General features: G+C 72.6%; 19 protein-coding genes and 1 pseudogene. 9 read left to right on the forward strand and 11 right to left on the reverse strand.

What is annotated here, in order from left to right; all coding sequences use genetic code 11:
* Nucleotides 1–104: 104 nt before the first annotated feature.
* From ACQPYD_RS20650 to ACQPYD_RS20660, 3 genes are all read right to left on the reverse strand, one after another.
* Nucleotides 105–1,544 carry a hypothetical protein gene (locus tag ACQPYD_RS20650; RefSeq protein WP_433697241.1) on the reverse strand — a complete coding sequence of 480 codons (1,440 nt, stop codon included), beginning with the start codon at nt 1,542–1,544 and terminating at the stop codon, nt 105–107.
* 229 nt (nt 1,545–1,773) lie between these two features.
* Nucleotides 1,774–2,283: a lamin tail domain-containing protein gene (locus tag ACQPYD_RS20655; protein ID WP_433697242.1), complete on the reverse strand. Its 510-nt coding sequence runs from the start codon at nt 2,281–2,283 to the stop codon at nt 1,774–1,776.
* Nucleotides 2,284–2,486: 203 nt separating this feature from the next.
* Nucleotides 2,487–2,930, reverse strand: a complete 444-nt coding sequence (locus tag ACQPYD_RS20660) for a winged helix-turn-helix transcriptional regulator (protein ID WP_433697243.1) — start codon at nt 2,928–2,930, stop codon at nt 2,487–2,489.
* Between the two features lie 85 nt (nt 2,931–3,015).
* Between ACQPYD_RS20660 and ACQPYD_RS20665 the strand changes: the two genes are divergently transcribed.
* A complete protein-coding gene (locus ACQPYD_RS20665; RefSeq protein ID WP_433697244.1) occupies nt 3,016–4,215 on the forward strand; it encodes an MFS transporter in 1,200 nt (399 codons plus the stop codon).
* Nucleotides 4,216–4,275: 60 nt separating this feature from the next.
* Here ACQPYD_RS20665 and ACQPYD_RS20670 read toward each other — a convergent pair whose 3' ends face one another.
* A complete protein-coding gene (locus ACQPYD_RS20670; protein WP_433697245.1) occupies nt 4,276–4,917 on the reverse strand; it encodes a TetR/AcrR family transcriptional regulator in 642 nt (213 codons plus the stop codon).
* 104 nt (nt 4,918–5,021) lie between these two features.
* Here ACQPYD_RS20670 and ACQPYD_RS20675 point away from each other — a divergent pair, with 104 nt between their 5' ends.
* The 4 genes from ACQPYD_RS20675 to ACQPYD_RS20690 all read left to right on the forward strand — a co-directional run bounded on the left by ACQPYD_RS20675 (nt 5,022) and on the right by ACQPYD_RS20690 (nt 8,518).
* Nucleotides 5,022–6,071, forward strand: coding sequence for a medium chain dehydrogenase/reductase family protein (locus ACQPYD_RS20675; RefSeq protein ID WP_433697246.1), 1,050 nt, complete (start codon nt 5,022–5,024; stop codon nt 6,069–6,071).
* 466 nt (nt 6,072–6,537) lie between these two features.
* On the forward strand, nt 6,538–7,203 hold the full coding sequence (locus ACQPYD_RS20680) for an SDR family NAD(P)-dependent oxidoreductase (RefSeq protein ID WP_433697247.1): 666 nt from the start codon (nt 6,538–6,540) through the stop codon (nt 7,201–7,203).
* Nucleotides 7,204–7,455: 252 nt separating this feature from the next.
* Complete coding sequence (locus tag ACQPYD_RS20685) at nt 7,456–8,094, forward strand: hypothetical protein (protein ID WP_433697248.1); 639 nt, start codon at nt 7,456–7,458, stop codon at nt 8,092–8,094.
* A 148-nt stretch (nt 8,095–8,242) separates the two neighbouring features.
* Nucleotides 8,243–8,518 carry a CDGSH iron-sulfur domain-containing protein gene (locus tag ACQPYD_RS20690; protein ID WP_433697249.1) on the forward strand — a complete coding sequence of 92 codons (276 nt, stop codon included), beginning with the start codon at nt 8,243–8,245 and terminating at the stop codon, nt 8,516–8,518.
* On the opposite strand, the gene ACQPYD_RS20695 is transcribed toward ACQPYD_RS20690, so the two are convergent.
* The 3 genes from ACQPYD_RS20695 to ACQPYD_RS20705 all read right to left on the reverse strand — a co-directional run bounded on the left by ACQPYD_RS20695 (nt 8,408) and on the right by ACQPYD_RS20705 (nt 11,556).
* Nucleotides 8,408–9,457, reverse strand: coding sequence for a glycosyltransferase (locus ACQPYD_RS20695; RefSeq protein ID WP_433697250.1), 1,050 nt, complete (start codon nt 9,455–9,457; stop codon nt 8,408–8,410). The two genes, ACQPYD_RS20690 and ACQPYD_RS20695, sit on opposite strands and share 111 nt — an antisense overlap.
* Nucleotides 9,454–10,485 (reverse strand): iron-containing redox enzyme family protein, encoded by a 1,032-nt coding sequence (locus ACQPYD_RS20700; protein ID WP_433697251.1) that lies wholly within the window; start codon nt 10,483–10,485, stop codon nt 9,454–9,456. The genes ACQPYD_RS20695 and ACQPYD_RS20700 overlap by 4 nt, the downstream gene beginning before the upstream one ends.
* 162 nt (nt 10,486–10,647) lie before the next feature.
* On the reverse strand, nt 10,648–11,556 hold the full coding sequence (locus tag ACQPYD_RS20705) for a manganese catalase family protein (RefSeq protein ID WP_433697252.1): 909 nt from the start codon (nt 11,554–11,556) through the stop codon (nt 10,648–10,650).
* 328 nt (nt 11,557–11,884) lie between these two features.
* On the opposite strand from ACQPYD_RS20705, the gene ACQPYD_RS20710 reads away from it, so the two are divergent.
* Together ACQPYD_RS20710 and ACQPYD_RS20715 are read left to right on the forward strand one after the other, a co-directional pair.
* Entirely contained in the window at nt 11,885–12,907 is a 1,023-nt protein-coding gene (locus ACQPYD_RS20710) for a zinc-dependent alcohol dehydrogenase family protein (RefSeq protein WP_433697253.1), read from the forward strand.
* Nucleotides 12,908–12,973: 66 nt separating this feature from the next.
* Nucleotides 12,974–13,099 (forward strand): annotated as a pseudogene (locus tag ACQPYD_RS20715) (DUF397 domain-containing protein); the annotation flags it as partial.
* 192 nt (nt 13,100–13,291) lie between these two features.
* Here ACQPYD_RS20715 and ACQPYD_RS20720 read toward each other — a convergent pair.
* Nucleotides 13,292–13,960 (reverse strand): YdcF family protein, encoded by a 669-nt coding sequence (locus tag ACQPYD_RS20720; protein ID WP_433697254.1) that lies wholly within the window; start codon nt 13,958–13,960, stop codon nt 13,292–13,294.
* Between the two features lie 204 nt (nt 13,961–14,164).
* On the opposite strand from ACQPYD_RS20720, the gene ACQPYD_RS20725 reads away from it, so the two are divergent.
* Entirely contained in the window at nt 14,165–14,530 is a 366-nt protein-coding gene (locus ACQPYD_RS20725; RefSeq protein WP_433697255.1) for a hypothetical protein, read from the forward strand.
* 314 nt (nt 14,531–14,844) lie between these two features.
* Here ACQPYD_RS20725 and ACQPYD_RS20730 read toward each other — a convergent pair whose 3' ends face one another.
* From ACQPYD_RS20730 to ACQPYD_RS20740, 3 genes are all read right to left on the reverse strand, one after another.
* Complete coding sequence (locus tag ACQPYD_RS20730) at nt 14,845–15,741, reverse strand: helix-turn-helix transcriptional regulator (RefSeq protein ID WP_433697256.1); 897 nt, start codon at nt 15,739–15,741, stop codon at nt 14,845–14,847.
* A 125-nt stretch (nt 15,742–15,866) separates the two neighbouring features.
* Complete coding sequence (locus ACQPYD_RS20735) at nt 15,867–16,916, reverse strand: NAD(P)-dependent alcohol dehydrogenase (protein ID WP_433697257.1); 1,050 nt, start codon at nt 16,914–16,916, stop codon at nt 15,867–15,869.
* A 270-nt stretch (nt 16,917–17,186) separates the two neighbouring features.
* Nucleotides 17,187–19,004 carry a calcineurin-like phosphoesterase C-terminal domain-containing protein gene (locus ACQPYD_RS20740; protein ID WP_433697258.1) on the reverse strand — a complete coding sequence of 606 codons (1,818 nt, stop codon included), beginning with the start codon at nt 19,002–19,004 and terminating at the stop codon, nt 17,187–17,189.
* 966 nt (nt 19,005–19,970) lie between these two features.
* Here ACQPYD_RS20740 and ACQPYD_RS20745 point away from each other — a divergent pair.
* Nucleotides 19,971–21,263 carry a DUF418 domain-containing protein gene (locus ACQPYD_RS20745; protein ID WP_433697259.1) on the forward strand — a complete coding sequence of 431 codons (1,293 nt, stop codon included), beginning with the start codon at nt 19,971–19,973 and terminating at the stop codon, nt 21,261–21,263.
* Nucleotides 21,264–21,464: the final 201 nt, after the last annotated feature.

A 21,464-nucleotide genomic window follows, 5' to 3' on the forward strand; every position in this document is an offset into this window, starting at 1 on the left:
GGCCGGGCGCGCGGTGACGGAGCCCCCGCACGACCAGGAGGCGTCGCGCGGGGGCTCCGCCGCTCCCGGGCCGGGCGTGAACGGGGCCCGGACCGGGGCCGCGCTCATGCGCCGGCCGGGTCCTCCGGCGCCGTCACGGCCCCTTCGGTCCCGGAGACCAGCTCCTCCCAGAGCCGCCGCCACGGTTCGACGGGGAAGTGGGAGTCCATCCTCGCCCTGTTGCGCCGCATGGCCTCGGCGAACCAGGGCTCGCCGTCCACCCTGGCGCGCATGAGCCCGAGCATCTCCTCGGCGGTCCTGCGCAGGTCGCCGTCCCGGTGCAGGCGGGCGCACAGGAACGCGTCGCCGTAGATGTCGGAGAAGGCGTGGAAGTCGCCGACCGCGCTGGGCAGGCCCGCGACGGTGGCGAGCGCGGGCCCCAGTCCCACGCTCTCCACGTCCGGGCGGCTGGGTGTGAACAGCACCCCGCCGCCCGTGGCGGCGCCCACCCGCAGGAGGTCGACCTCGTCGAGGCGCCAGCGCAGGTCCGTCCCCCGGTGGCTCTGCAGCGGCACACCGTCCAGGAACCTCACGTGGTCCAGCACCCCCTCCTGCGAGGCCTCGTCGAGCACCTCCTCGGTGTAGTCCGGATCCTCACCCAGGTCTCCGAAGACCAGGAGAAGGGGTTCGGGCCGCCCCTGTTCGCGGCTCACCTGCCGCATGCGGGAGAAGAGCCGGACCGAGATCTCCACGCCCTTGACCCTGAAGACGCGGACGGGGACCAGCAGCAGGGGCCGGCCGGGCGCGGCGCCGATCTGCTCCAGGAACTCCGTGTGCCGGTCCTCCAGCCCCTCGGGGGGAGCTTCGGGCAGCACGTTGGGGACCGTGACCGGCTCCAGCGGGGTGGGATACCCGCTGGCCTCGGCACGCAGCGCCTCCGAGACGACCGCCCAGCGGTGCGCGGGGTGCCCGCCCGGCAGCGGGGTGAACTCGTTGGGGGCCGGGGGGTAGACCCGTTCGTCGCCCTCGTGCACGGCGTAGCTGCCGAACAGGTCGTGGTCCCAGAAGAGGACTCCGCCGGGGCGTCCGCCGCCCCAGCGCTCCCCCGCGGCGCGGTGGAGGGCCAGGGTCACCGGGACCGCGTCGGAGAGGGTCATGTTGACCGCCACCACCCAGTCCACGTCGTGCTCGTGGAGCCACTCCGAGAAGTAGGCCCGGTAGGGGCCGGCCAGGGCCTCGACGCGCCGGTGCAGGCGTGCCCTCTCCCCGGGGCCGAGGGCGTCCGCCCGGGCGACCTGTCGCCGCACGTCGAGGAGTTCCCCCGCCAGGTCCGGTCCCGCGCAGGGCCGGGCCCGGCTCACCCGGAGCCAGGGCGGATAGCAGTCCGCCCCGGCGCCGTCGGGGAAGAAGGCCGGCTTGTCGGGGCGCCACGAGTAGCCGAGGTCGGCCGGGACGGGCTCGTGCGGGTCCGGTCGCCCGTGGAAGCGGGTCACGACGTTGCGGAAGACGGTGAGCAGGCCGCTGACGGGGAGTCCGTCTCCGCAGACCAGTGCGATCTTGACCAATGTCCCGCCTTTCCCAGGGTCTCCCCCGAGACCTACCACAGCGCATGTGCGCCGCGTGGCCGAAACGGTCCGATCGCCGCCGGAGCGGTGTCCGGTACCGGCGGTGGTGTCGGGATTTCCGGGTGACCGGTTCGGGCGGGGACCGCTCCGACGCCCGGACGCCGACCGAACGGCGGCCGGGCCCGCCCGGGGGTTCCCGAACGGGCCCGGTGGCGCCGGGGACTCCGGGTCAGCAGCGGTAGGTGGTGCCGTTGCCGGCCCTGCCCCAGTTGCAGGAGCTGATCGACCCGCTCGAGGAGTTGTTGTCCGCGCTCCCGGGCCTCTTCAGGCGCAGGTCGGGGCTGCGGCCGGTGGCGTCGTTGGGCAGCACGTGGCGGGCGTAGCCGCGGTAGACCTGGTGGTTGCCGCTCGCGTCGCGCCGGTTGGTGCCGCTGCCGGTGCGCACGTAGGCCACCGCTCCCGCGGGCAGGTTGTAGGAGGGCAGGACCCGGCCGTAGGTGTTGCTGGTGATGTCGGGGACGTACCCCCGCAGGTTCACCGTCTTGGTGCTGGTGTTCTTGATGACGAAGTACTCGCCGTTCAGGTTGCTCTTGGTGTCCGTGCCCGCCGAGTTGGCGCGCACGTGGGTCACCGTCAGCGCCCCGGTCGAGGAGGCGGCCTGCGCGGGGGCCGACAGCAGGGACAGGGCGGTGACGGCTGCCGCGGCGATGGCGGTGACGCGCGAGGCGGGTCGTGGCATGGGCGCTCCAGGGGTGAGTGCTTGTCGGAAGCGTCATCCTGGCAGGCCACAGAACCTGGATGAGATGTTTTCGCAGGCTATGGCCAGGTTTGGCCAGCATGTACACCTACCCGGCCGTACAGCGTCGCGTAGGGGCGCCGCTGCGCGGCGGGCCGCGTCGCCGGACCCGTCCGGCGGCGTCCGGGGGAACGCCGCGGCCCCCTTCAGCCCACCCTCTCCACCCGGGTCGCACCGGCGGTGAGAGGGGCGCCGTCCTGGCCCCGGGGGCGGAGCTCGGCGAGCGGACGCCCCTCGGCGTCGGTGAGGCGCGAACGGGGCTCGCCGTCGGAGAAGGCGTGGCGCTCCCCCCACTGCCTCAGCGCCACCACGACGGTGAACAGGTCCCTGCCGGCCCCGGTCAGCTCGTAGACGTGCCGTCCGCCGCTGGGGCTGGTGACCAGGACTCCGTGGTCGACGAGCTTGCGGAGCCGGTCGCTGAGGATGTTGCGGGCGATGCCGAGCCGTCGGCGGAACTCGGTGAAGGACGCCGGGCCCTCCATCGCGTCGCGGACGATGAGCAGGCTCCACCGGTCGCCGACGAGGTCGACCGTCCGGGCAACCGGGCACGTGGGATCGGTCCAGCCACGACCGGTTTCCGCCTCCGCCATGGAAGCCCTCCTTTACTGGTTGCACTTTGAAACCATTATGCCCTAGCCTCCAATGGTTGCATTTTGAAACCAAAGGAGTGGTGCGGTGACAGGGGTGACGAGTGCTCAGCGCATCGTCCTGGCGGTGGTGTGCGCCGTGGCGGTGTCCACCGTGTACGCGATCCAACCGGTCCTGGAAGCCGCGGGCGCCGACCTGGGGATGGCGCCCACGTCACTCGGACAGCTGGCCGCCGCGGGCCAGCTCGGCTACTTCGCGGGCCTGATCCTGCTGGTCCCCCTCGGCGACGTGGTGGACCGGCGGCGGCTCCTCACCTGCCTCCTGGCGCTCGTCGCCGCGGGCGCCGGGACCACGGCCCTCGCCCCCAACGGCGCGGTGGCGACGGCGGGGCTGGCGACCGCCGGCTTCTTCGCGGTCGTGGTCCAGGTCGCCGTGGCCCATGTCGCCTCCGCCTCCGCGCCCGGCGAACGGGGGCGCAACATCGGCGCGGTCACGTCGGGAGTGGTGGTCGGCATCCTCGGGGTCCGCGTCCTGGCGGGCGCACTGGGCGACACGGTGGGCTGGCGCGCCGTCTACCTCGTGCTCGCACTGCTGTGCACCGTGCTCGCCGCGGCCGTGCGCGCGGGCCTCCACCCGGACCCCCGCACCTCCCGCGAGCCGTACGCGCGGGCGGTCGGCGCGATGGCGCGGCTGGCCGTCACCGACCGACTGCTCCTCGGCCGGGGCCTCATCGCCTTCTTCCTCTTCGCGTCCTTCAGCACCCTCTGGAGCGGGCTCGCCCTGCCGCTCGGCGCCGAACCGTGGTCGTTCGGCACCACGGCGATCGGCCTCTTCGGACTGGCGGGCCTCGCCGGGGCCCTCGGGGCCTCCCGGGCGGGGAGATGGGCCGACGGCGGCCGCGCCCAGCCGGTCAGCGGGTGGTCCCTCGTGCTGCTGATCGCCTCCTGGGCTCTCATCGCCCGGCCGGAGCCGACCCTGTGGCCCCTCGTTGCCGGGATCGTCCTGCTGGACTTCGCCGTCCAGGCCGTCCACGTCGGGAACCAGCACCTGCTGACCTCGGCGCACGCGGACCGCGCCAGCGGCGTCATCGGCGCCTACATGGCCTTCTACTCCCTGGGCTCCGCCCTGGGAGCCGCCACCTCCACCTGGGCGTACACCACCTGGGGCTGGTGGGCCTCCTGCCTGTTCGGCGCCTCCTACGCCCTGGCCGGCCTCCTCGCGTGGGCACGCGCGCGGCCCGGTGCGACCGCCCGCCCCGGCGATGCGGCCCGCCGGGAAGGGGGGTGACGCCGCCGACCGCGCCCGGCCGCGTTCCCGGGAGCGGCCGCCCGCGGCCCCGGTACGGACTCAGTCCTCGCGCAGGCGGGCCAGCGCGGGGATCATCCGCTCGCCGATGTCGTCGGGGCCGGGGAACACGCGGGTGACGGACCGCTGGTGCGCGAGCCCGTGCAGGCCGAGCCACAGCGCGTAGGAGTCGGCGCCGGGATCGGTGCTCGTGGAGAGTCCGGCCTCGGCGCACGCGGCCAGGACCCCGGACAGGATCCGCAGGTTGGAGTCGCCGAGCGCCACGAGGTCGTCCTCGGTGACCGCGGTGTCGGCGAGCGTGGGCATCCACAGGCCGCCGAACATGGTGCGGTACCGCTCGGGGTGCGCGCGGGAGAAGTCCAGGTAGGCGTGGCACACGGCGTACAGGCGCGCCCGGGGGTCCTCCCCCGCCCCCTCCAGTGCCGTGCGCAGCGCCGCTTCGAGCTCGTCGAAGGCCCGCCTGACCACGGCCAGCATGATGGAGGGCTGGTCGGAGAAGTGCGGGTAGATGGAGGGCGCGGCGATGCCGACCCGGCGCGCGATGGAGCGCAGGGTGATGGTGCGCTCGTCGCCCGTCTCGTCGAGCAGGGCGACCGCCGCGTCGACGATGTCCTCGCGCAGGCGTCCGCCCTGGCCGCGGCGGTTGCGGGTGCGCGGAGCCGGTGTGTCCTTCGTGGCCTTCATGGTGTCACCTTACAGCTGTGAGTTTTTCCGGCGGCGACCTTGCCCCACCAGGGTTACATGCGTAAGGTTACAGCCGTTACCCCAAATGTCCCGGAGGAGCCCGCATGAACCCCGCCAGCAACGCCACCGTCACCGCCACCCAGATCCTCCTGCCGGGCAAGGTGGAGCCCGCCGGCCTGCAGGTGCGCACGCAGCAGCTGTCCGCTCCGGGCCCCGGCCGGGTCGTGCTCCGCATGGAGGCGACCGGGGTGTCGTTCGCCGAGCAGCAGATGCGCCGGGGCAAGTACTTCGACCAGCCCCCGTTCCCGTTCGTGCCCGGCTACGACGTCGTCGGCACCGTCACCGAGGTCGGGCCCGGCGTGGACGCCGCACTCCTCGGAGGCAGGTTCGCCGCCGTCACGAAGACCGGCTCCTGGGCCAGCCACCTGCACCTCGACGCCCGCGACCTCGTCCCCGTGCCGGAGGACGCGGACCCCGCGGCCGTCGAGACACTGCTCGTCAACGGCATCACCGCATGGCAGATGCTGCACCGCACGGCCGCCGTGCCGCGCGGCGGCACGGTCGTCGTCCTCGGCGCCAACGGCGGGGTCGGCACCACGCTGCTCCAGCTCGCCCGGCACTCAGGGATCACCGTGATCGGCACCGCCGCGCGGCGCCACCACGAGGCCGTGCGCCAGCTCGGCGCCACCCCCGTCGACTCCCGCGACGAGGGCATGTACGACAAGATCCGTTCCCTGGCGCCCCACGGCGTGGACGCGGTGTTCGACCACGTCGGCGGCGAGGGCATCGTCCGGTCCTGGCGCCTGCTGCGGCGCGGCGGCGCTCTCGTCTCCTACGGGACCGCCGCGACCAAGGACGTCGAGGGCAGCTCCCGGCTGCCCGTGCTCAAGCTCTTCGGCCGCCTCGGCGTGTGGAACGCGCTGCCCAACGGCCGCAGCGCCGGCTTCTACAACTTCTGGGCCGGGAGCCGCCGCGCCGACGCCTTCCGCGCCCGGCTGCGCGAGGACCTGGCCCAGGTGCTCGGCCTGCTCACCGAAGGCGTCCTGACGCCGCAGGTCGGCGCCCGCATCCCCCTCTCGGACGCGGCGGCGGCGCTGGCCCTCGCCGAGTCCCGCACCGTCATCGGCAAGGTCGTGCTCGTCCCCGACGCGTAGGGGCCGCGCCCCTCCGCCCGGAAGGGTCCGGCTCACGGCGGGGAGGCGGGCACCGGCCGGTATCCGGGAGGCAAATGTTGTTCAGGGGGCACGGCAGGGCCTCCCACGTCCCGGGGGCCGCTGCCTACCGTGGACGGACGGTGGGGAGCGGGAGAGCATTCCTCCCCTCCGCGGGAGGGCGGGGTCCCGCCGTGCGACCACGCGGACGAGGGGGCGCCATGCGCGGTGCAGTGACGCACCCGCCCTGCGGCGTGCGGAGACGCGGAACCGGCCCCGGTGGCCGCCTCGGCCTCGTGGGCCGAGCTGCCGGGGGCCGCCGGACGGCGGACGGCGGACGGCGGACGGCGGACGGGCGCCGCGCGGCCGAGGTGCCCCCCGACTCCCCGGCCCCGCTGCGGGCCCCGCGGAAGAACACCGGCCCGTGCCCCGCAGCGCACGGCGTCGAACACACCCGGGAGGAACGGATATGACCACCATCGCCATCGTCGGGGCGGGACGCGGCCTCGGCGCGGCCGTCGCTCGCAGGTTCGGCCTGGAGGGCTTCGGCATCGCCCTCGTCTCCCGTAACCAGGAGCGCCTCGACGCCCTGGCCGCGGACCTCGCCGCCGAGGGGTTGACGGCGCGCGGTTACGCGGCCGACGTCCGGGATCCGGAGGCACTCGCGTCGGTGCTCGAACGGGCCGGACAGGAACTCGGGGCCGTGGAGGTCCTGGCCTACAGCCCCCTGCCTCAGAAGGAGTTCCTGCGCCCCGTGCTGGAGACCACCGCCGCCGACCTCGCGGGCGCCGTGGAGTTCTCCGTCTACGGACCGGTGACGGCCGTCCACCAGGTTCTGCAGGGGATGCGTTTCCTCAAGCGCGGCACGGTGCTGTTCGTCAACGGCGGCAGCGGCGCCCGACCCAATCCGAACGTGGCGGGCACCTCGATCGCCTTCGCCGGTCAGGGCGCCTACGCGCGGATGATGCACGAGGTCCTGGCGCCCGAGAACATCCATGTGGGCCAGCTCATCATCCCCGGGGCCATCACCCCGGGACACCCCACCCACGACCCCGGCGTGCTGGCGGAGCGGCTGTGGCGGATGCACGCCGACCACAGGGGGTTCCGGGTCTTCGCCGAGGACATGGACCTCTGACCCCGGCGGTCCCGCAGGAGCACGGAAGGCCGGGCCCGGGGCGTCCGCGAGGGCGCCGCGGCGCCCCGCACCGCCCGGCAGCGGCACAGCCAGCCCCGCTCCCGGCTCCGGGCCCGGGCCCGGGCAGGCGCCCCGCCACGGAGCCGGGAGCGGACGCCCGGTGCGGAAGGCCCCGGCGCCGGGCGCCGCCGGGGACGCTCCCGGCCGCCGAAACCTGTGGCGCCTCCGCCCGCCGTGCGCCAGACTCCCGGCATGATCGTCGTGCATCCCGTGGTGGAACTCCACTTCCGCGGCGGATTCTCGCTGTGGCCCGTCGGCGAACCCGCCGTCTTCGACTTCCTGCGGCTGCACGGCGGGATGTCCCCCGTCGACATCGGTACGGCGGTGATGCTCATCGCCGCCTGCAACGACGTCGAAGGGTTGTTCCCCGAGGAGCATCCTCCGCGCCCCGCGGAACCGCTCGACCGCTTCCTCCACCCCCTGTTCACGACGGACCAGCTCTTCGTGGCCGGCGGGATGCGCGTCACCGACACCGCGACCGGCGCCGCCCTGCTGCCCGGCTGCTGCTGCGACCTCAACGAGTGGCGTGACTGGCTCGACTACCTCGACGAACCCGGTCGCCGGCTCGACCTCGGCCACGACCCCTTCCCTCTCGTCGAGGTCTCGGGAGGAACCGTGCGCCTGACGCCCGACCAGGAGCAGCGGGACAGCCCGGTCATCGAGACCTCCGCTCCCGGGCTCCGCCGGCTGGTGGCAGGCGCCGAGGAGGACCTGACCGGTTTCCTGCGGTCGGCCGGGGCGTGGGCCGAGCAGCACCTGCCAGGGCGTTCCGCACGACTCACCGCCGCTCTCGGCCGGGCCCTGGACGTGGATCCGCCTCAGGCGTCGTGACCCTCCCGCGCTCCCGCCGCGATGCCGCCCGTCGCACGCCGGTCCCCCGTGTGTCCGCGAACCGGTCCGCCCGGGGCGGCGGCGCGGAGAGGGCCTGGCCCGCCGGAGCCGCCGTTTTCCGTGACCCCCGCCGGGGCAGGGGCTCCGTATGGAAGACGACCCGCCGAACGAACGCCCTTCCGCCCCGGAGGTCTCGGTGACCGCCTGCCCGGACGGACCGCTGCTGCTGCGCGGTCCCTTCCGGCTCTTGGACGCGGAGGGTGACCCCATCCCCAAGGGCCGGCGGACGGTGGCACTGTGCCGCTGCGGCGCGTCATCCATCCGCCCCTTCTGCGACGGCACGCACAAGGAGATCGGGTTCACCGCCCCCGGCGGGGCGGAGGGAGAGCGTCCCCGCCCGGCTCCTCCTGAGCAGACGGGGTGAGTGGGCGGCGGTCGTGAGCCTCGAACCCGCGTAGGGAACACCTCTCCCGGTCAGCCAGGCCGCGAACGAGGGCCACGCGCACACCGCCCGTTCGAGGACCCAGAACGGCGCGCCCAGCGAGGCGCGCACCGGGAAGACGTCGCGTCCCCCCGCTCTCCTCCTGCCCGCTTCGGCGAGCAGGACGACGGCCCCGGCCCCGGCCGCCACGAGCCCGGGTGAGCGCAGGGCGGCGACGCCCGTGAGGGGCAGCAGCGCCAGGAAGAGCGCCATGCGCACGGGCTGGGCCGTGTCGTCGTACGCCTGGCGCGTCCTCTGCGACCAGAAACGGGACGCCCGGGGCGGCAGGCGGCGGACGTACAGGCCGGTCGCCAGTACCTCGGTCCCTCCCGCGGCCCGGACCGTGCGCACCAGTTCGAGGTTCTCGAAGAGCGTGTTCCCGTCGTAGCCGCCGATGCCCAGCAGCGCCGACCGCCGCAACCCGAAGGTCCCCGGATAGTCCTGGCCCACGGACCTGTTCAGCAGGGTGCGCCCGGTGTCCCACACGGCGTGCCAGGGAGCCGGGTCGAAGTAGTTCTGGGGTCTGACCAGGTGGGCGCCGTCCAGGAGCCGGGAGACGTGCCCCAGCGAGGACTCGTCGTACCTCACGTCGTCGTCCGCGATCACGACCTTCTCGCAGGTCGCCGCCGTCACACCGGTGCGGACGCCCGCCACCTTGCCGTTCGCGCACCCGGCGGCCCGGTCCGGGGGGATGTGGCGTACCCCCGTCCCGCGCCAGAGTTCTGCGTGCCCGTCGAAGAGGGCCTTCGGGGAACCGTCGACGACGATCGCCTCGTGGACCACGCCCACGAGGAACCGCAGGTAGGCGGTCAGATCCTCCGCCTCCCCGTCGTCCTCCCACTTCAGCGGGACGACCACGCTGAGTTCGGCCGGGGTGCTCATGTGGCCGCAACCGCCCGGCCGTCCGCCGACGACAGCGACGACTTCCCCTCCTGCCAGCGGCCCAGGACGTGCTCCGCCCACAGGCGGTCCAGGGTCAGGCAGGCGGCGGCGCCGAACAGCACGTCGGGCACCAGGTCGGGGTGGTCCGCCGCGAAGGAGCCGCACATGTCGCGGGCGGCGATCTGCTCGTGCGCGGCGTCGGCCTCCACGTGCTCGTCGAAGTAGCGGCGCACCTGGACCGCCACGCCCAGCCGCCGCAGCCCCAGGGAGAGGTCGCGGTTGGGGCCGGTCGAGGTCATCTCGAAGGCCGCCAGATGTCCCAGGAGCGCTCCGCGCAGGCGCCGGTGGAGGCCGAGGAGCGACATCGTGTTGTTCAGGGCCAGCGTCACCGCGGGGACCGACCCCAGGTAGGCGCCGTAGGCGGTGTCCAGGCCGAGGCCGCGCATGGTGTTCCGGAAGAGCTCGGAGTGCATCCTCTCGAGCTGCCCCTGCCCGTACTCGTCGGCCTGGATCTCGATGAGTGCGGCCTTGGCCCTGCCCTGTACGCGCGGGATCGCCCAGGTGTGGGGGTCGGCCTCGCGCAGGTGGTACAGGGAGCGGTGCTTGACGAACTCGCGGTACTGCCCGAAGGTGGCGTGCCGCCGCATGAAGGCCGACAGGGGCGGCCCTCCGGCGGCGCGGATCATCCCCGTGAGCCTGGTCGGCACCTCACACGGCAGCGTGTCCTCCTGCCCCTGCCACCCGTGGCCCGGGGTGGCCTGGCGCAGGGCGCGTTCCAGCTCGCCCTCCAGCTCCGCGCGCAGGGCGATCAGGGCGGGGTTCCACTCCCACGTGCCGTCCACCCCCTCCAGATCCGAGTAGTGGAGCTGGTAGCAGGTGAACAGGGACAGCTGCAGGTCCTCGTCCTGGAGCGGGTCGGCGACCGCCGGCACGCCTCGGGGAAGCGTCGCCTCCCCCTCCAGGGGTGGACGGGTCAGGGAGAGGAGCAGCCGCTCACTGAGCGGGCCTCGGGGCTCGGGAAGGATCACGGGCGGCCTTTCACGGTTGGGGAGCGCTCTTCGCGGGGTCGGCGTCCGGGACGGCCGGGGCCGGGCCGGATACGTGCCGTGGGGCGCCGGCCCGGCCGCGCGGGGGGTGTGGACATCCGCCCCGCTGACGGCGCGGCGGTGTCCACCCCCTTCTCCGGAGTCTCACTCCAGGGCGTCCTTGACCTTGTCGGCCAGGCCCTTGCCGCCCTTGGTGGCCTTGGAGGCCCCCTTCGCCGAGCCTTGCCCGCCGGGACCGGCGAAGGTCCCGTAGAGCTTGGGATCGGGCGGGGGCACGGAGGCCGGTCCGCCGAGCGGGTCGGGCTGGTCCAGGTAGCGCAGTTCGTGCTCGCCGTCGGGAGCGGGCCGGGAGGCCCAGCGGCCCTGGGCGGCGGCCGTTCCGTCCGACAGGCCCCAGATGGTGTTGGCGTGCTCCTGGTTCTCCACGTCCAGGAGTGCGTTGGGGGCGATCTCGCCCTCCAGTCCGTCCTCCTGGAGCTCCTCGATGGCGGCCAGCCACATGTTCTGGTGGACGGTGTCCCGGGCGAGGTTGAACTGGAGCATCTCCTTGACCCCGGGGTCGTCGGTCATGTTGTACAGCCGCGCGGTCTGCAGCCTGCCCTGTGCCTCGGCTGCCACGTTGGCGCGGAAGTCCGCGAGCAGGTTCCCGCTGGCGACGATGTACTTGCCGTTCCACGGGGTGCCGGCGGAGTCCGTGGGCACGGCCCCTCCCCCGGCGATGATGGCCTGCTGCGGGTTCATCCCGCCCACGACGGCGGCGACGGCCGGATCCTTCACGGCCTTGGCGACGGTGTCCGCGGGCGCCCCCTCCAGCAGGCGTCCGACCATGGTCGCCAGCATCTCCACGTGGCCGATCTCCTCGGTCGCCACGTCCATGATGAGGTCCTTGTACTTGCCCTCCATCCGGCAGTTCCACCCCTGGAACAGGTACTGCATGGTGACGGTCATCTCGCCGTAGGCGCCGCCGATGAGCTCCTGGAGCTTCATGGCGTACAGGGCGTCCGGAGCCTCGGGTTTGGCTTCGCACTGGAGGTGCTTGGTGTGTCGGAACATGCTCTGACCCGCCTCCTCGTCACCGTTCCGCTCAGGAACGTGCGACCCCACTACCCGGGGTCCGCGAATCGGACACCCCTGCCCCGGCGGTCGCGCCCCCGGCCTCCCCTGCAGGCGCCGAGGTGCGGACGGGGGCTCCCGGGCGGAGGATCACGCACGGAACCCGCACCCGCGCCGCCGGGGTCCGCTCCGTCTTCTCAGGGGCGGCGCGGGTGCCCGGCAGCGCACGGACACCCCTGTCAGCGCCCCCACCAGGTAGAACTCCACGCGGACGGGAACGGTGGTGGTGTGGAGAAGGTTTCGAGGAACCGACAACCGAGGAGCACCCATGCGAGCCGTCGTCATGCACGGTCCCGGGGACGTCCGCGTCGAGAACGTCGCGGAACCCGCGATCATCGAACCGACCGATGCCGTCATCCGCGTCACCGCCACCTGTGTCTGCGGTTCCGACCTGTGGCCCTACCGCGGCATAGAACAGCAGGACGGCCCCGCGCAGATGGGCCACGAGTACATCGGCGTCGTCGAGCAGGTGGGGGCCGCGGTCCGCTACGTCGGGGCGGGCGACCTCGTCGTGGGCTCCTTCGTGGCCTCCGACAACACCTGCGAGATCTGCCGGTCCGGCTTCCAGTCCCGCTGCGTCCACCAGGTCATGATGGGCGCGATCGGCACGCAGGCCGAGTACGCCCGCGTCCCCCTCGCCGACGGCACCCTCGTGAAGGTGCCCGGCGAGCCGACCCCCGAGCAGGCCCGCAGCCTCCTGGCCGCCTCCGACGTCCTCGGCACCGGCTGGTTCGGGGCGGTCGCCGCGGACGCCGGGCTCGGCAAGTCGGTCGCCGTGGTCGGCGACGGCGCGGTCGGGCTGCTCGCGGTCATGGCCGCCGAGCGCCTCGGCTCGGAGCGGATCATCGCCATGTCCCGCCACCCCGACCGGCAGGCGCTCGCCCGGCGGTTCGGCGCCACCGACATCGTCGAGGAGCGCGGCGCCGAGGGCGTCGCGAGGATCAGGGAGCTCACCGACGGGTACGGCGCGCACTCCACCGTCGAGGCCGTCGGCACCCAGGAGTCCATGACGCAGGCCATCGGCGCCACCCGCCCCGGCGGGCACGTCGGCTACGTGGGCGTCTCGCACGGGGTCGAACTGGACGGCCTGGAGCTGTTCTTCGCCACGGTGAGCCTCCTCGGCGGCCCTGCCCCCGTGCGCCGGTTCCTTCCGGAGCTGGTCGACCTCATCATGAGCGGCCGGATCGACCCCGGCCTGGTCTTCGACCTCACCCTCCCGCTCGAGGAGGCCGCCGAGGGCTACCGGGCGATGGACGAGCGCCGCGCCACCAAGGCGCTCCTCACGCCCTGACGGCCTGCCCGGAAGCCCTCCCGCCGCCGGACCGGAGGGTGCGCCGCCGCGCCGCCAGTCCGCCCCGAGGCCCGCGAGCACATCGCTGGCGCAGACGTGCGCGATACACAGAATCGTGCGAGCGGCCGACTCGCCTTCACTTCATGTGAGTGGAGTGCTTTCGTCAACACCCTCCACCGCGTCAGCGAGTAGGCGTCTACAGGATGGGCTCACCACTCTCCAGGCAGACCGTCGTGCTCTCCTGACGGGCTCGTGCGCCATGGACGATCCTGTACGCGAGCCGGGGGATCGTCACCGCCCGATCGAGACCACGTCCTGGAACTCGTACCCGGCCAACTCCGTCGGCCGAGAAGGACTCGGTCCGACTGCTCCACGTCCTCGCGGTCAGCTCTGGATCAGGCGGCTGTCGAACCCTGAGGCGACAAGGGACTCGTATGCCTCATCCACTGGGCCGGGAACGTCCTGTTCGACGGCGAATCCCAGCTTGGGATACTCCATCACCCGCTGGAGGTCGCCGACCATCATGTCGATGACGAGCCCGGCGTCCCCGATCTCCTTGACGTAGTCGCCCAGGCTCAGCGGCGCGGAGGCGCACACCACCTCGACCTCGGGCCACAGCTTGCGGGCGGTCGCGAAGGCGCGCCGCTCCATGTAGGGCATGCAGACCAGGAGCACGGTGGCGGGGGCGATGCCGTTCGCCGCCAGGACCCGGCGGGAGAAGGTGATGTTCTGGCCGGTGTTCGACGCCTGCGGCTCCACGAGGATCACGGGATCGGGGACGCCGAGTTCGAGAGCCCGCTCACGGAAGTGCACCGCCTCGCCGTGCGGGAAGATCTCCGCAGTCGAGGGGCTGTTCGCTCCGGTGAACACCAGAGCCGGGAAGAGTCCGGAGTGGAACAAGTCGGCGGTGTGCGCCGCGACGCCGATGTCATTACAGCCCAGGGCGATCGCCACGTCACACGGTTGCACCCGGTGGTGCATGCGGTGGTACTCCCAGATCAGTTCCGCCTGCCTCCACTGCTCCTGGGTGATGGTACGTGCGTCGTCCGCCATACATTCCTCCTCTGGCCATGGGACCAGGTCTCCTGCTCGGACCTGATGCCTTCGATACTGCGCAGCTGGTGGTCAAGACCGCGTCGGGAGGCGGTTTCGGCGGCTCGGTCGAGGAGCCTCATCCCATCGTCCCGGGTGGCCGGATCGGACAGCAACGTGTGGCCTTGGGCAGTGGCCACGCGGACCTGGGCCATAGGTGTGTCCGTGGTACCGCTGGCACGTGAGATGTCGATGCAGTCCAGAGCCCAGGAGACGAGCTGCTCCCTCACCATGCGGGGAAAGGGAACCATCGAGGATCGCCGGCTGCTCGTTCTGTGTCCGGTCACGGGAATCGCCGAAGTCGTCTTCCAGCACCTGCGGCGCCGTCCACCGTTCGACGACATCGAGATGCGCCGGGAACTCCTCAAGCGCCTCAACGAAGTGCCCCGCATCGACCTGCCCGAGGACGCGCTGAATCGCCGGCCGAGTTTCCCTCTGGACGCATTGATGGACTTGGGAGGGGCCCAGGTCCGCGAAGTACTGGCGTGGTTCCACGATCACTGCCAGGAGTGTCTGGCCACACAAGGATGACTTCGGCGAGAACCTCACATCTGAGGTGAGAACCGAGGATTAAAGCTTCCTGTCTCCAGTCCGCCTGGTGCACCCGTACGGGTGCACCAGATGGGCCGAAGGTGTGCACCCTGAGGGCGCACACCTTCCAGCGGAACGTGAGGCAACCCGGCACAACCAGGGGTCTACCTCCCCCACGACCTGCGGATTCTCGTGTTTCCACAGGTCAGACCGCTCTCCCACCAGCATTCGGCACCGGTGGCGTCACCGCCGGGAGAGCTGCGGGAGAGGCTTGGGCCTCCGGCACGTGGAAGGGGCCGGAGGACCCCCCTCCCTCAGCGCCCGCGACGGCTCTCGGAATCCGCGCCTGCGGCGCCGCGGTCCCGGTCGTCCTCGTCGGTGGCGGCGAGGGTGCCCAGCAGGGCGAGGGCATCGGCCGAGGGGGTGCCCGGCTCGACGGTGTAGGTGACGATCCACAACCTGTCCTGCCCGGTCGGCTCGAACACGTCGAAGTCGACCTCGACCAGACCGACGTCGGGGTGGCGGAAGTACTTGGTGCCGGTGCGGTGGCTGTGGACGTTGTGGCGGGCCCAGTCCCCCGCGAAGTGGGTGCTGCGCGCCGACAGCTCCCCGATCAGCGCGGTCAGCTCCCTGTCGAGGGGGTTGCGGCCGGCTTCCAGGCGCATCGTCGCCGCGGTGGTGTGGCGGGCCAGGGGCCAGTCGACGTAGTAGTCGCGGGCGCGGGGGTCCAGGAAGATGAACCGCGCCATGTTGGGCGGCCGCTGGTCGGTGTCGAAGTGCGGCGCGTACAGGGCCCGGCCCAGCCGGTTGGCGGCCACCAGCTCCTGGCGGGCGTTGTGGACGATGGCCGGGGTGTCCATCGCGTCCAGCATCCGCTGCACCGAGGCTCGCACCCCGCCGGGGGGAGGCGAGGCCGCGCGGGCACGGCTTCCGGACGCGGCGCGGGCGAGGTCGAACAGGTGGGCCCGTTCGACCTCGTCCAGCATCAGCGCCCGGGCGATCGCGTCCAGGACGCCCTCGGAAGCGCCGCCGATGTTGCCGCGCTCCAGGCGGGTGTAGTAGTCGAGGCTGACGTCGGCGAGCATCGCGACCTCCTCGCGTCGCAGCCCCGGCACCCGGCGGTCGCTCCCGTAGGTGGGGATCCCGGCCTGTTCCGGTGTCACGCGGGCGCGCCTGCTGACCAGGAACTCGCGGACGGTGTTCTTGTCCATGCCCCCAGGCTAGGCGGAGCGCCCGCGGGGTGGCAGGCCCTGGCGGACCCCCTCACCGCCGAGTGCGGCAGGGCCTGCCCCCGCGGCCGTTCCCCAGGTCGTCCGGCGGCTCCCCCGGGCCGGGGTCAGGACCCGCCCAGGGTGGAGGTGTCGATGACGAACCGGTACCGCACGTCCGAGGCCAGCACCCGCTCCCAGGCGTCGTTGACCGCGTCGGCGGCGATGACCTCGACCTCCGGGGCGATGCCGTGCTCGGCGCAGAAGTCCAGCATCTCCTGCGTCTGGGCGATGCCGCCGATCTTCGACCCGGCGAAGGAGCGGCGGTTCTCGAACAGCGTGAACAGGGTCACCGACACCGGCTCGGGCGGGGCTCCCACGCTCACGATCGTGCCGTCCAGCGCCAGCAGGTTCAGGTAGGCGTCCAGGTCGATGGGCGCGCTGACGGTGTTGACGATCAGGTCGAAGGAGCCGGCCAGCTGCTCGAAGGTGGCCGGGTCCGCGGTGGCGTGGTAGTGGTCGGCGCCGAACCGCAGCCCGTCCTCGCGCTTCTTCAGGCTCTGGGAGAGCACCGTCACCTCGGCGCCCAGGGCGTGGGCGATCTTGACGGCCATGTGCCCCAGGCCGCCCAGCCCCACCACGGCGACCTTCGTGCCGGGTCCGGCGTTCCAGTTGCGCAGCGGCGAGTAGGTGGTGATCCCCGCGCACAGCAGCGGGGCGGCCTTCTCGAAGGGGATCGTGTCGGGGATGCGCAGGACGAAGTGCTCGTCGACCACGATGCCGGTCGAGTAGCCGCCCTGGGTGGTGGTGCCGTCCCGGTCGGTGCCGTTGTAGGTGTCGGTGAACCCGCGCAGGCAGTACTGCTCGGCCCCCGCCACGCAGTTGGCGCACTCGCGGCAGGAGTCCACCATGCACCCCACGCCGACCCGGTCGCCGACCTTGTGGGCGGTGACCTCCTCGCCGACCCGGGCGACCACTCCGGCGATCTCGTGCCCGACGGTCAGCGGGTAGGGGACCTCGCCCCAGTCGCCGCGGACGGTGTGGATGTCGGAGTGGCAGATCCCGGCGTAGGCGATGTCGATCAGGACGTCCTTGGGGCCGACCTCGCGGCGCTCGACCGTGCCCGGGGTCAGGGGCGCGGTCGGCGAGGTGGCCGTGTAGGCGGCAACGGTGGGCATGCTTCTCCTCAGCGGTGTTCTTCGGAACGGCCTCGTCGACGCCCGGGGCGCGGCGGAGTCGCCGCGCGGGCGGGACGGGGCGGGGGCCGTGACTTCCGGCCTCCTGTCGCAGTGAAACATCCGCGGGAACCCGTGTGGGAGGCCCTGCCAGAACCCGTCACCGCCCGGCGGGGAGCCCTGGGGCCCGTGCGTTCCCCTCCGCGCGGCCGGTCCGCGCGGAGGAGGGCCGCCACCCCTGCGGGCGGCGGCCCTCCGGGTGGAGGAGCCCCGTTACCGGCGCCCCACCACCTCGAACTCGATGGTGTCGGTGAACTCGCGGCCGTAGGAGTCGGTCGCGGTCACCTCGGCGGTGTGCTCACCGGTGCGCAGGTTCCTGGGAAGGTCGAACCGCCACAGGTGCATCGTCCGGTCGGCGAGGCTGCCGCCGTGGACCAGCTGCTGCGAGATCGCGTACGGGTCGGAGTACTCGACGCCGACGTTGACGTCCTCGCCCTCCATCTGCTGGGTGCGCGTGGCCTCCCTGGTCCGCCCGCCGTCGATGCTCACCTCGACCGTCGAGCCGGTGGAGCCGAAGAAGAAGTTGGTCGTCAGCCAGCTCCCGCCCGCCAGGTCGGAGCGGTCGACCACCAGGGGCTCGTCCAGTTCGGGGGCCTCCCCCACGGGGTTGCCGTTCCACTCCTGGCGCTCCGCGAACCACTCGCGGTAGGTCGGGCTGTTGATGCCCAGCTGCGTCTGCACGTCGTCGGACTCACCGGTGACGGTGTAGCGCTCCTGGAACTCGTTGCCCTCGATGTCCAGCGTCACCAGTCCGGGGCGGCCGCCGTCGCGGCCGATCGCCGTCGGGTAGCCCTCCTCGCCGACCTCGCCGGAGTACCAGTCGCCCGAGATCGCGCCGGCGGTGATGTGCGGGAACGGGAGTCCCTCGACGCCGAAGAGGGTGCGCCACCCCTCGACGTCGTCACCGGTCTTGAGGTTCTCGATGCTGTGGCTGTGGCCGGACAGCGCCACGGCCCTGCGCCCCTCCAGCAGCTCGTGCACGCGGCGGACCTGGTCGACCTGGTGCACCGGGGAGCTCTCGTCGGCGTAGTTGAGCAGGCCGATGTGGCCGGCGACCACGACGAGCTTGTCGCGGTCGACGTGCGCCAGGTCCTGTTCGAGCCACGCGAGCTGGTCGTCGTCGATGCGGCCGTTGTACGCCGGGCGGCCCTCCGGGTCCGCGCAGTGCTCGGCGATGCCCGCGGGGCTGTCCTCGGCCGCGGTGCACGGGTAGTCGACGGTGTTCAGCGCGACGACGTGCACGTCGCCGACGTCGTAGGAGTAGTACTCCGGCGCCAGCTGGGCGCGGAAGGTGTCGAAGGAGTGCTCGGAGTCGGGCGCGTCGAAGTCGAGGTCGTGGTTGCCCGGCAGGAAGCGGGCCGGTCCGTTGGTCTCGGCGACCAGGTCCTTGATGGCGGGGTAGAGCGACAGGTCGTCGCCCACGACGTCGCCGACGAACAGGGTGCCGCAGCCGGCGTAGTCGTCACGCTCGGCCAGGTCCCTGATGGCTCCGGCGCGCGCGTACTCGACCTCCTGCTCGTCGTAGGTCTGCAGGTCTCCGGCGATGACGCAGCTCTGGTCCGGGTCGCCGGTCTCCCCGCTCTCCACCACCGGGAAGTTGACCGCGGACGGCAGCGGCCCGGTGGGCTCGATGCCGCCGTAGCGCAGCTCCGGGGACCCCTCGGGCAGGTGGTTGTAGTGGAACTGCGGGATGTTGTGCTCGTCCATCGGCACCTGGTAGCCCGAGGGCTGCGTGATCGACACCGTCATGTTGTCGAACGCGGGCAGCTCGTAGCGGCCCCGCCGGTCGGTGCGGACCACGTCGCGCCCGTTGGTGACAACGACGCCGGCCAGACCGTCCTCGCCGCGGTCGCTGACGCTGTTGCGGTCGGCGTCGACGAACACCCGGCCCGTCAGCACCGAGTCGTCGGCGGCCTGCGACCGGACGACCTCGATCCCGCCGCGGTAGGCGTCGGCGTCCCCGTTCTCCGACGGCTCTGCCGCGGCCGGGGCGGGGACCATGGTGATGGAACCGGCGATGGCAGCGGCCATCGAGGCCGTCATCGCGGTGCGAAAGTAACGGCGTGCCCGGGGGGCGCGCCGCGTCTGCGCATGTCGTGAATGGGGCGTTGGCATGCGGTTGCCTCCGATATGCGGGGGAGAGAAACCGGCCAGGGGGACCGGCGGGAAGCAACCTTTCTTGACAAGACTGAACAAGGAACCAGTTTCCGACCAACAGCCGACCACCGGACGGTGACGACTGGCACGACTCACCGGGCATTTCCCGACGAGTTCCCTCTCGTTGCGTTGCTGATGACCAGGTCCGCCCGGGTTTCCGATCCGATTTCTCCCGCGGGTTCTCCCACCGGAGGGATCGCGGCGTCGTCCGCGTTCCCGAGATGCGCGAAGCCGATAAAGCCGCGCGACCGGAACCAGGTCTGCGATCAGAACGTATACGCACGTCAGCCCAGGTGGAGGAGTGCAACTCCGTCATCGGCCGAGAAAACTCGGGAGGCGCCGTCGGGCCACACGCCCGCCGGGGTGCATTTCGTTTATGACCTGCGGTTCCGTTCTGATACGACTCCGGTCGGCATCACCCGGAGTGCGGCGGAACAGCCAATCGAATCAGAGGCCCGAAATGGCATGGAGCCGCTCGGCACACCTGGCGTGCGCCCGGTGAACTCGCGGAGGCCACTGCTCCGGCAAGGGACATCGCGTGAACGATCCGGACGGATTCGGCGGCCCTGCGCGCTCGTGCATTGCCTTCGGATCCCCTGCGCCGCCGAGGCTCGGGTCCGGATTCCCCCGGTGCCTCCACCAGTGACGCCGTGTCATGGGTTCACCCGTGCAAAAGTCACGGGAGAACGGTGACACGGTCCCACTGCCGCAGAACGGTGCAGGTGGAGGAGGGTGGCGTCATGTCCTCGGGCGGAGTCCGCGTGACCCGCGTGCGGTCACGGCAGGCCGCGCGACCCGACCCCACCGATCACCAGAGAAGACCGCCGGGAGCCCACCCCCATGACGACCCACCGTACCGAGGGTCCGCCCTCCACCCCCGGCACCGGGGCCCCGGTGCATTCGACCCCCCTCACCGAACGGGCTCTGGCCCCGGACCTGGCCCGGGGCATGATGCTGCTGCTGATCGCGCTGGCCCACGTGCCGTGGTTCCTCTACGACGCCCCCGCCGGCCTGGCCATGCTCCACCCCGACCAGGGCAACCCCGCCGACAGGATCGCGCAGGTCCTGACCCTCATCGTGGTGGACGCCCGCACCCACACCATGTTCGGGTTCCTGTTCGCCTACGGCATCGGGCAGATGTACGCCCGCCAGAGAGCCCACGGGACCCACGACCAGGACGCCCGCAGGATCCTGCGCACACGCCACCTGTGGATGCTCGCCCTGGGCGCCGTGCACGCCCTCCTGCTCTGGCAGGGCGACATCATCGGCACCTACGGCCTCATCGGCCTGCTCATGGTGCCCCTGTTCCTGCACCGCACCGACCGCGCCCTCAAGGCCTGGACCGCCGTCCTGCTGACGGCCGGAGCCCTGTTCACCGCCCTGTCGGTGCTCGCGTCCCTGGTCGCACCGACGGGCGCGCCCGCGGTGAACGCGGCCGACATGCAAAGGGCCAGCATCGCCGAGACCGGCTACCTGCTCTCCGCCGCGGTGCGGCTGCCCACCTGGCTCTTCGGGCTCGGCTCGGGCCTGCTCTCCCTCGCCCTGCCGACCGTGTTCCTGCTCGGCCTGCTCGCCGCACGGCACCGGTTCCTGGAGGACCCCGCACGGCACCTGCCCCTGCTGCGCCGGGTCGCGGTCCTGGGCATCGCCGCCGGGTGGATCCCCGGCCTGGTGCTGGGCCTGCAGCACGTGGGCGTGCTCGACCCGGTGTACGGCCCGGCGGTCGCCGCGGTGCACTTCTACACCGGGATCTTCACCGGCGTGGGTTACGCCGCGCTCTTCGCGCTCCTGGCGCACCGGCTCGCCGCCCGGGGCAGGGGGCCCCGGCTCCCGGTCCGGGCCCTGGCGGCCCTGGGACGGCGCTCCCTGAGCGGCTACCTCGCCCAGTCGCTGGTCTTCGCGCCCCTGCTGGCGGCGTGGGGGCTCGGGCTCGGGGTGCACCTGTCCAGCTGGTCGGCGGTCCTGGTGGCCGCGGGCACCTGGCTGCTGACCGTCCTCGCGGCGTACCTGCTCGACCGTGCGGGCCGGCGCGGACCCGCGGAGGTCCTGCTGCGCACACTGACCTACCGCAGGGCGAACCGCCCGGTGCGCACCACCGGGGCACGGGAGGAAGCGCCGACCTCGGGGTCGTAGCCCGACCCCGTGGGCCCGGTTCCCCCGGAGCCACGGACAGCCGCGGGTCAGCCGGGCCGAGGAGGGCCGCCACAGGTTGCGGCGGCAGACCCCGCCGGAGGTCGCGGTGACGCCCCGGCAGCCCCGAGCACGCCCGCCCACCTCCTGGGAGTCTGCCTGTCCGGATCCCCGGCACGGCTGATCGGCGGCCGCCGGCGGTGG

Source organism: Nocardiopsis sp. CA-288880 (assembly GCF_050955985.1).
GTDB lineage: Bacteria > Actinomycetota > Actinomycetes > Streptosporangiales > Streptosporangiaceae > Nocardiopsis > Nocardiopsis tropica.

Bases quoted from the DNA above. Each gene is read 5' to 3' on its own strand.
- ACQPYD_RS20655 (WP_433697242.1), bottom strand. From the start codon at position 2,283: ATGCCACGACCCGCCTCGCGCGTCACCGCCATCGCCGCGGCAGCCGTC.
- ACQPYD_RS20660 (WP_433697243.1), bottom strand. From the start codon at position 2,930: ATGGCGGAGGCGGAAACCGGTCGTGGCTGGACCGATCCCACGTGCCCG.
- ACQPYD_RS20670 (WP_433697245.1), bottom strand. From the start codon at position 4,917: ATGAAGGCCACGAAGGACACACCGGCTCCGCGCACCCGCAACCGCCGC.
- ACQPYD_RS20675 (WP_433697246.1), top strand. From the start codon at position 5,022: ATGAACCCCGCCAGCAACGCCACCGTCACCGCCACCCAGATCCTCCTG.
- ACQPYD_RS20680 (WP_433697247.1), top strand. From the start codon at position 6,538: ATGACCACCATCGCCATCGTCGGGGCGGGACGCGGCCTCGGCGCGGCC.
- ACQPYD_RS20685 (WP_433697248.1), top strand. From the start codon at position 7,456: ATGATCGTCGTGCATCCCGTGGTGGAACTCCACTTCCGCGGCGGATTC.
- ACQPYD_RS20690 (WP_433697249.1), top strand. From the start codon at position 8,243: ATGGAAGACGACCCGCCGAACGAACGCCCTTCCGCCCCGGAGGTCTCG.
- ACQPYD_RS20695 (WP_433697250.1), bottom strand. From the start codon at position 9,457: ATGAGCACCCCGGCCGAACTCAGCGTGGTCGTCCCGCTGAAGTGGGAG.
- ACQPYD_RS20705 (WP_433697252.1), bottom strand. From the start codon at position 11,556: ATGTTCCGACACACCAAGCACCTCCAGTGCGAAGCCAAACCCGAGGCT.
- ACQPYD_RS20710 (WP_433697253.1), top strand. From the start codon at position 11,885: ATGCGAGCCGTCGTCATGCACGGTCCCGGGGACGTCCGCGTCGAGAAC.
- ACQPYD_RS20720 (WP_433697254.1), bottom strand. From the start codon at position 13,960: ATGGCGGACGACGCACGTACCATCACCCAGGAGCAGTGGAGGCAGGCG.
- ACQPYD_RS20730 (WP_433697256.1), bottom strand. From the start codon at position 15,741: ATGGACAAGAACACCGTCCGCGAGTTCCTGGTCAGCAGGCGCGCCCGC.
- ACQPYD_RS20735 (WP_433697257.1), bottom strand. From the start codon at position 16,916: ATGCCCACCGTTGCCGCCTACACGGCCACCTCGCCGACCGCGCCCCTG.
- ACQPYD_RS20740 (WP_433697258.1), bottom strand. From the start codon at position 19,004: ATGGCCGCTGCCATCGCCGGTTCCATCACCATGGTCCCCGCCCCGGCC.
- ACQPYD_RS20745 (WP_433697259.1), top strand. From the start codon at position 19,971: ATGACGACCCACCGTACCGAGGGTCCGCCCTCCACCCCCGGCACCGGG.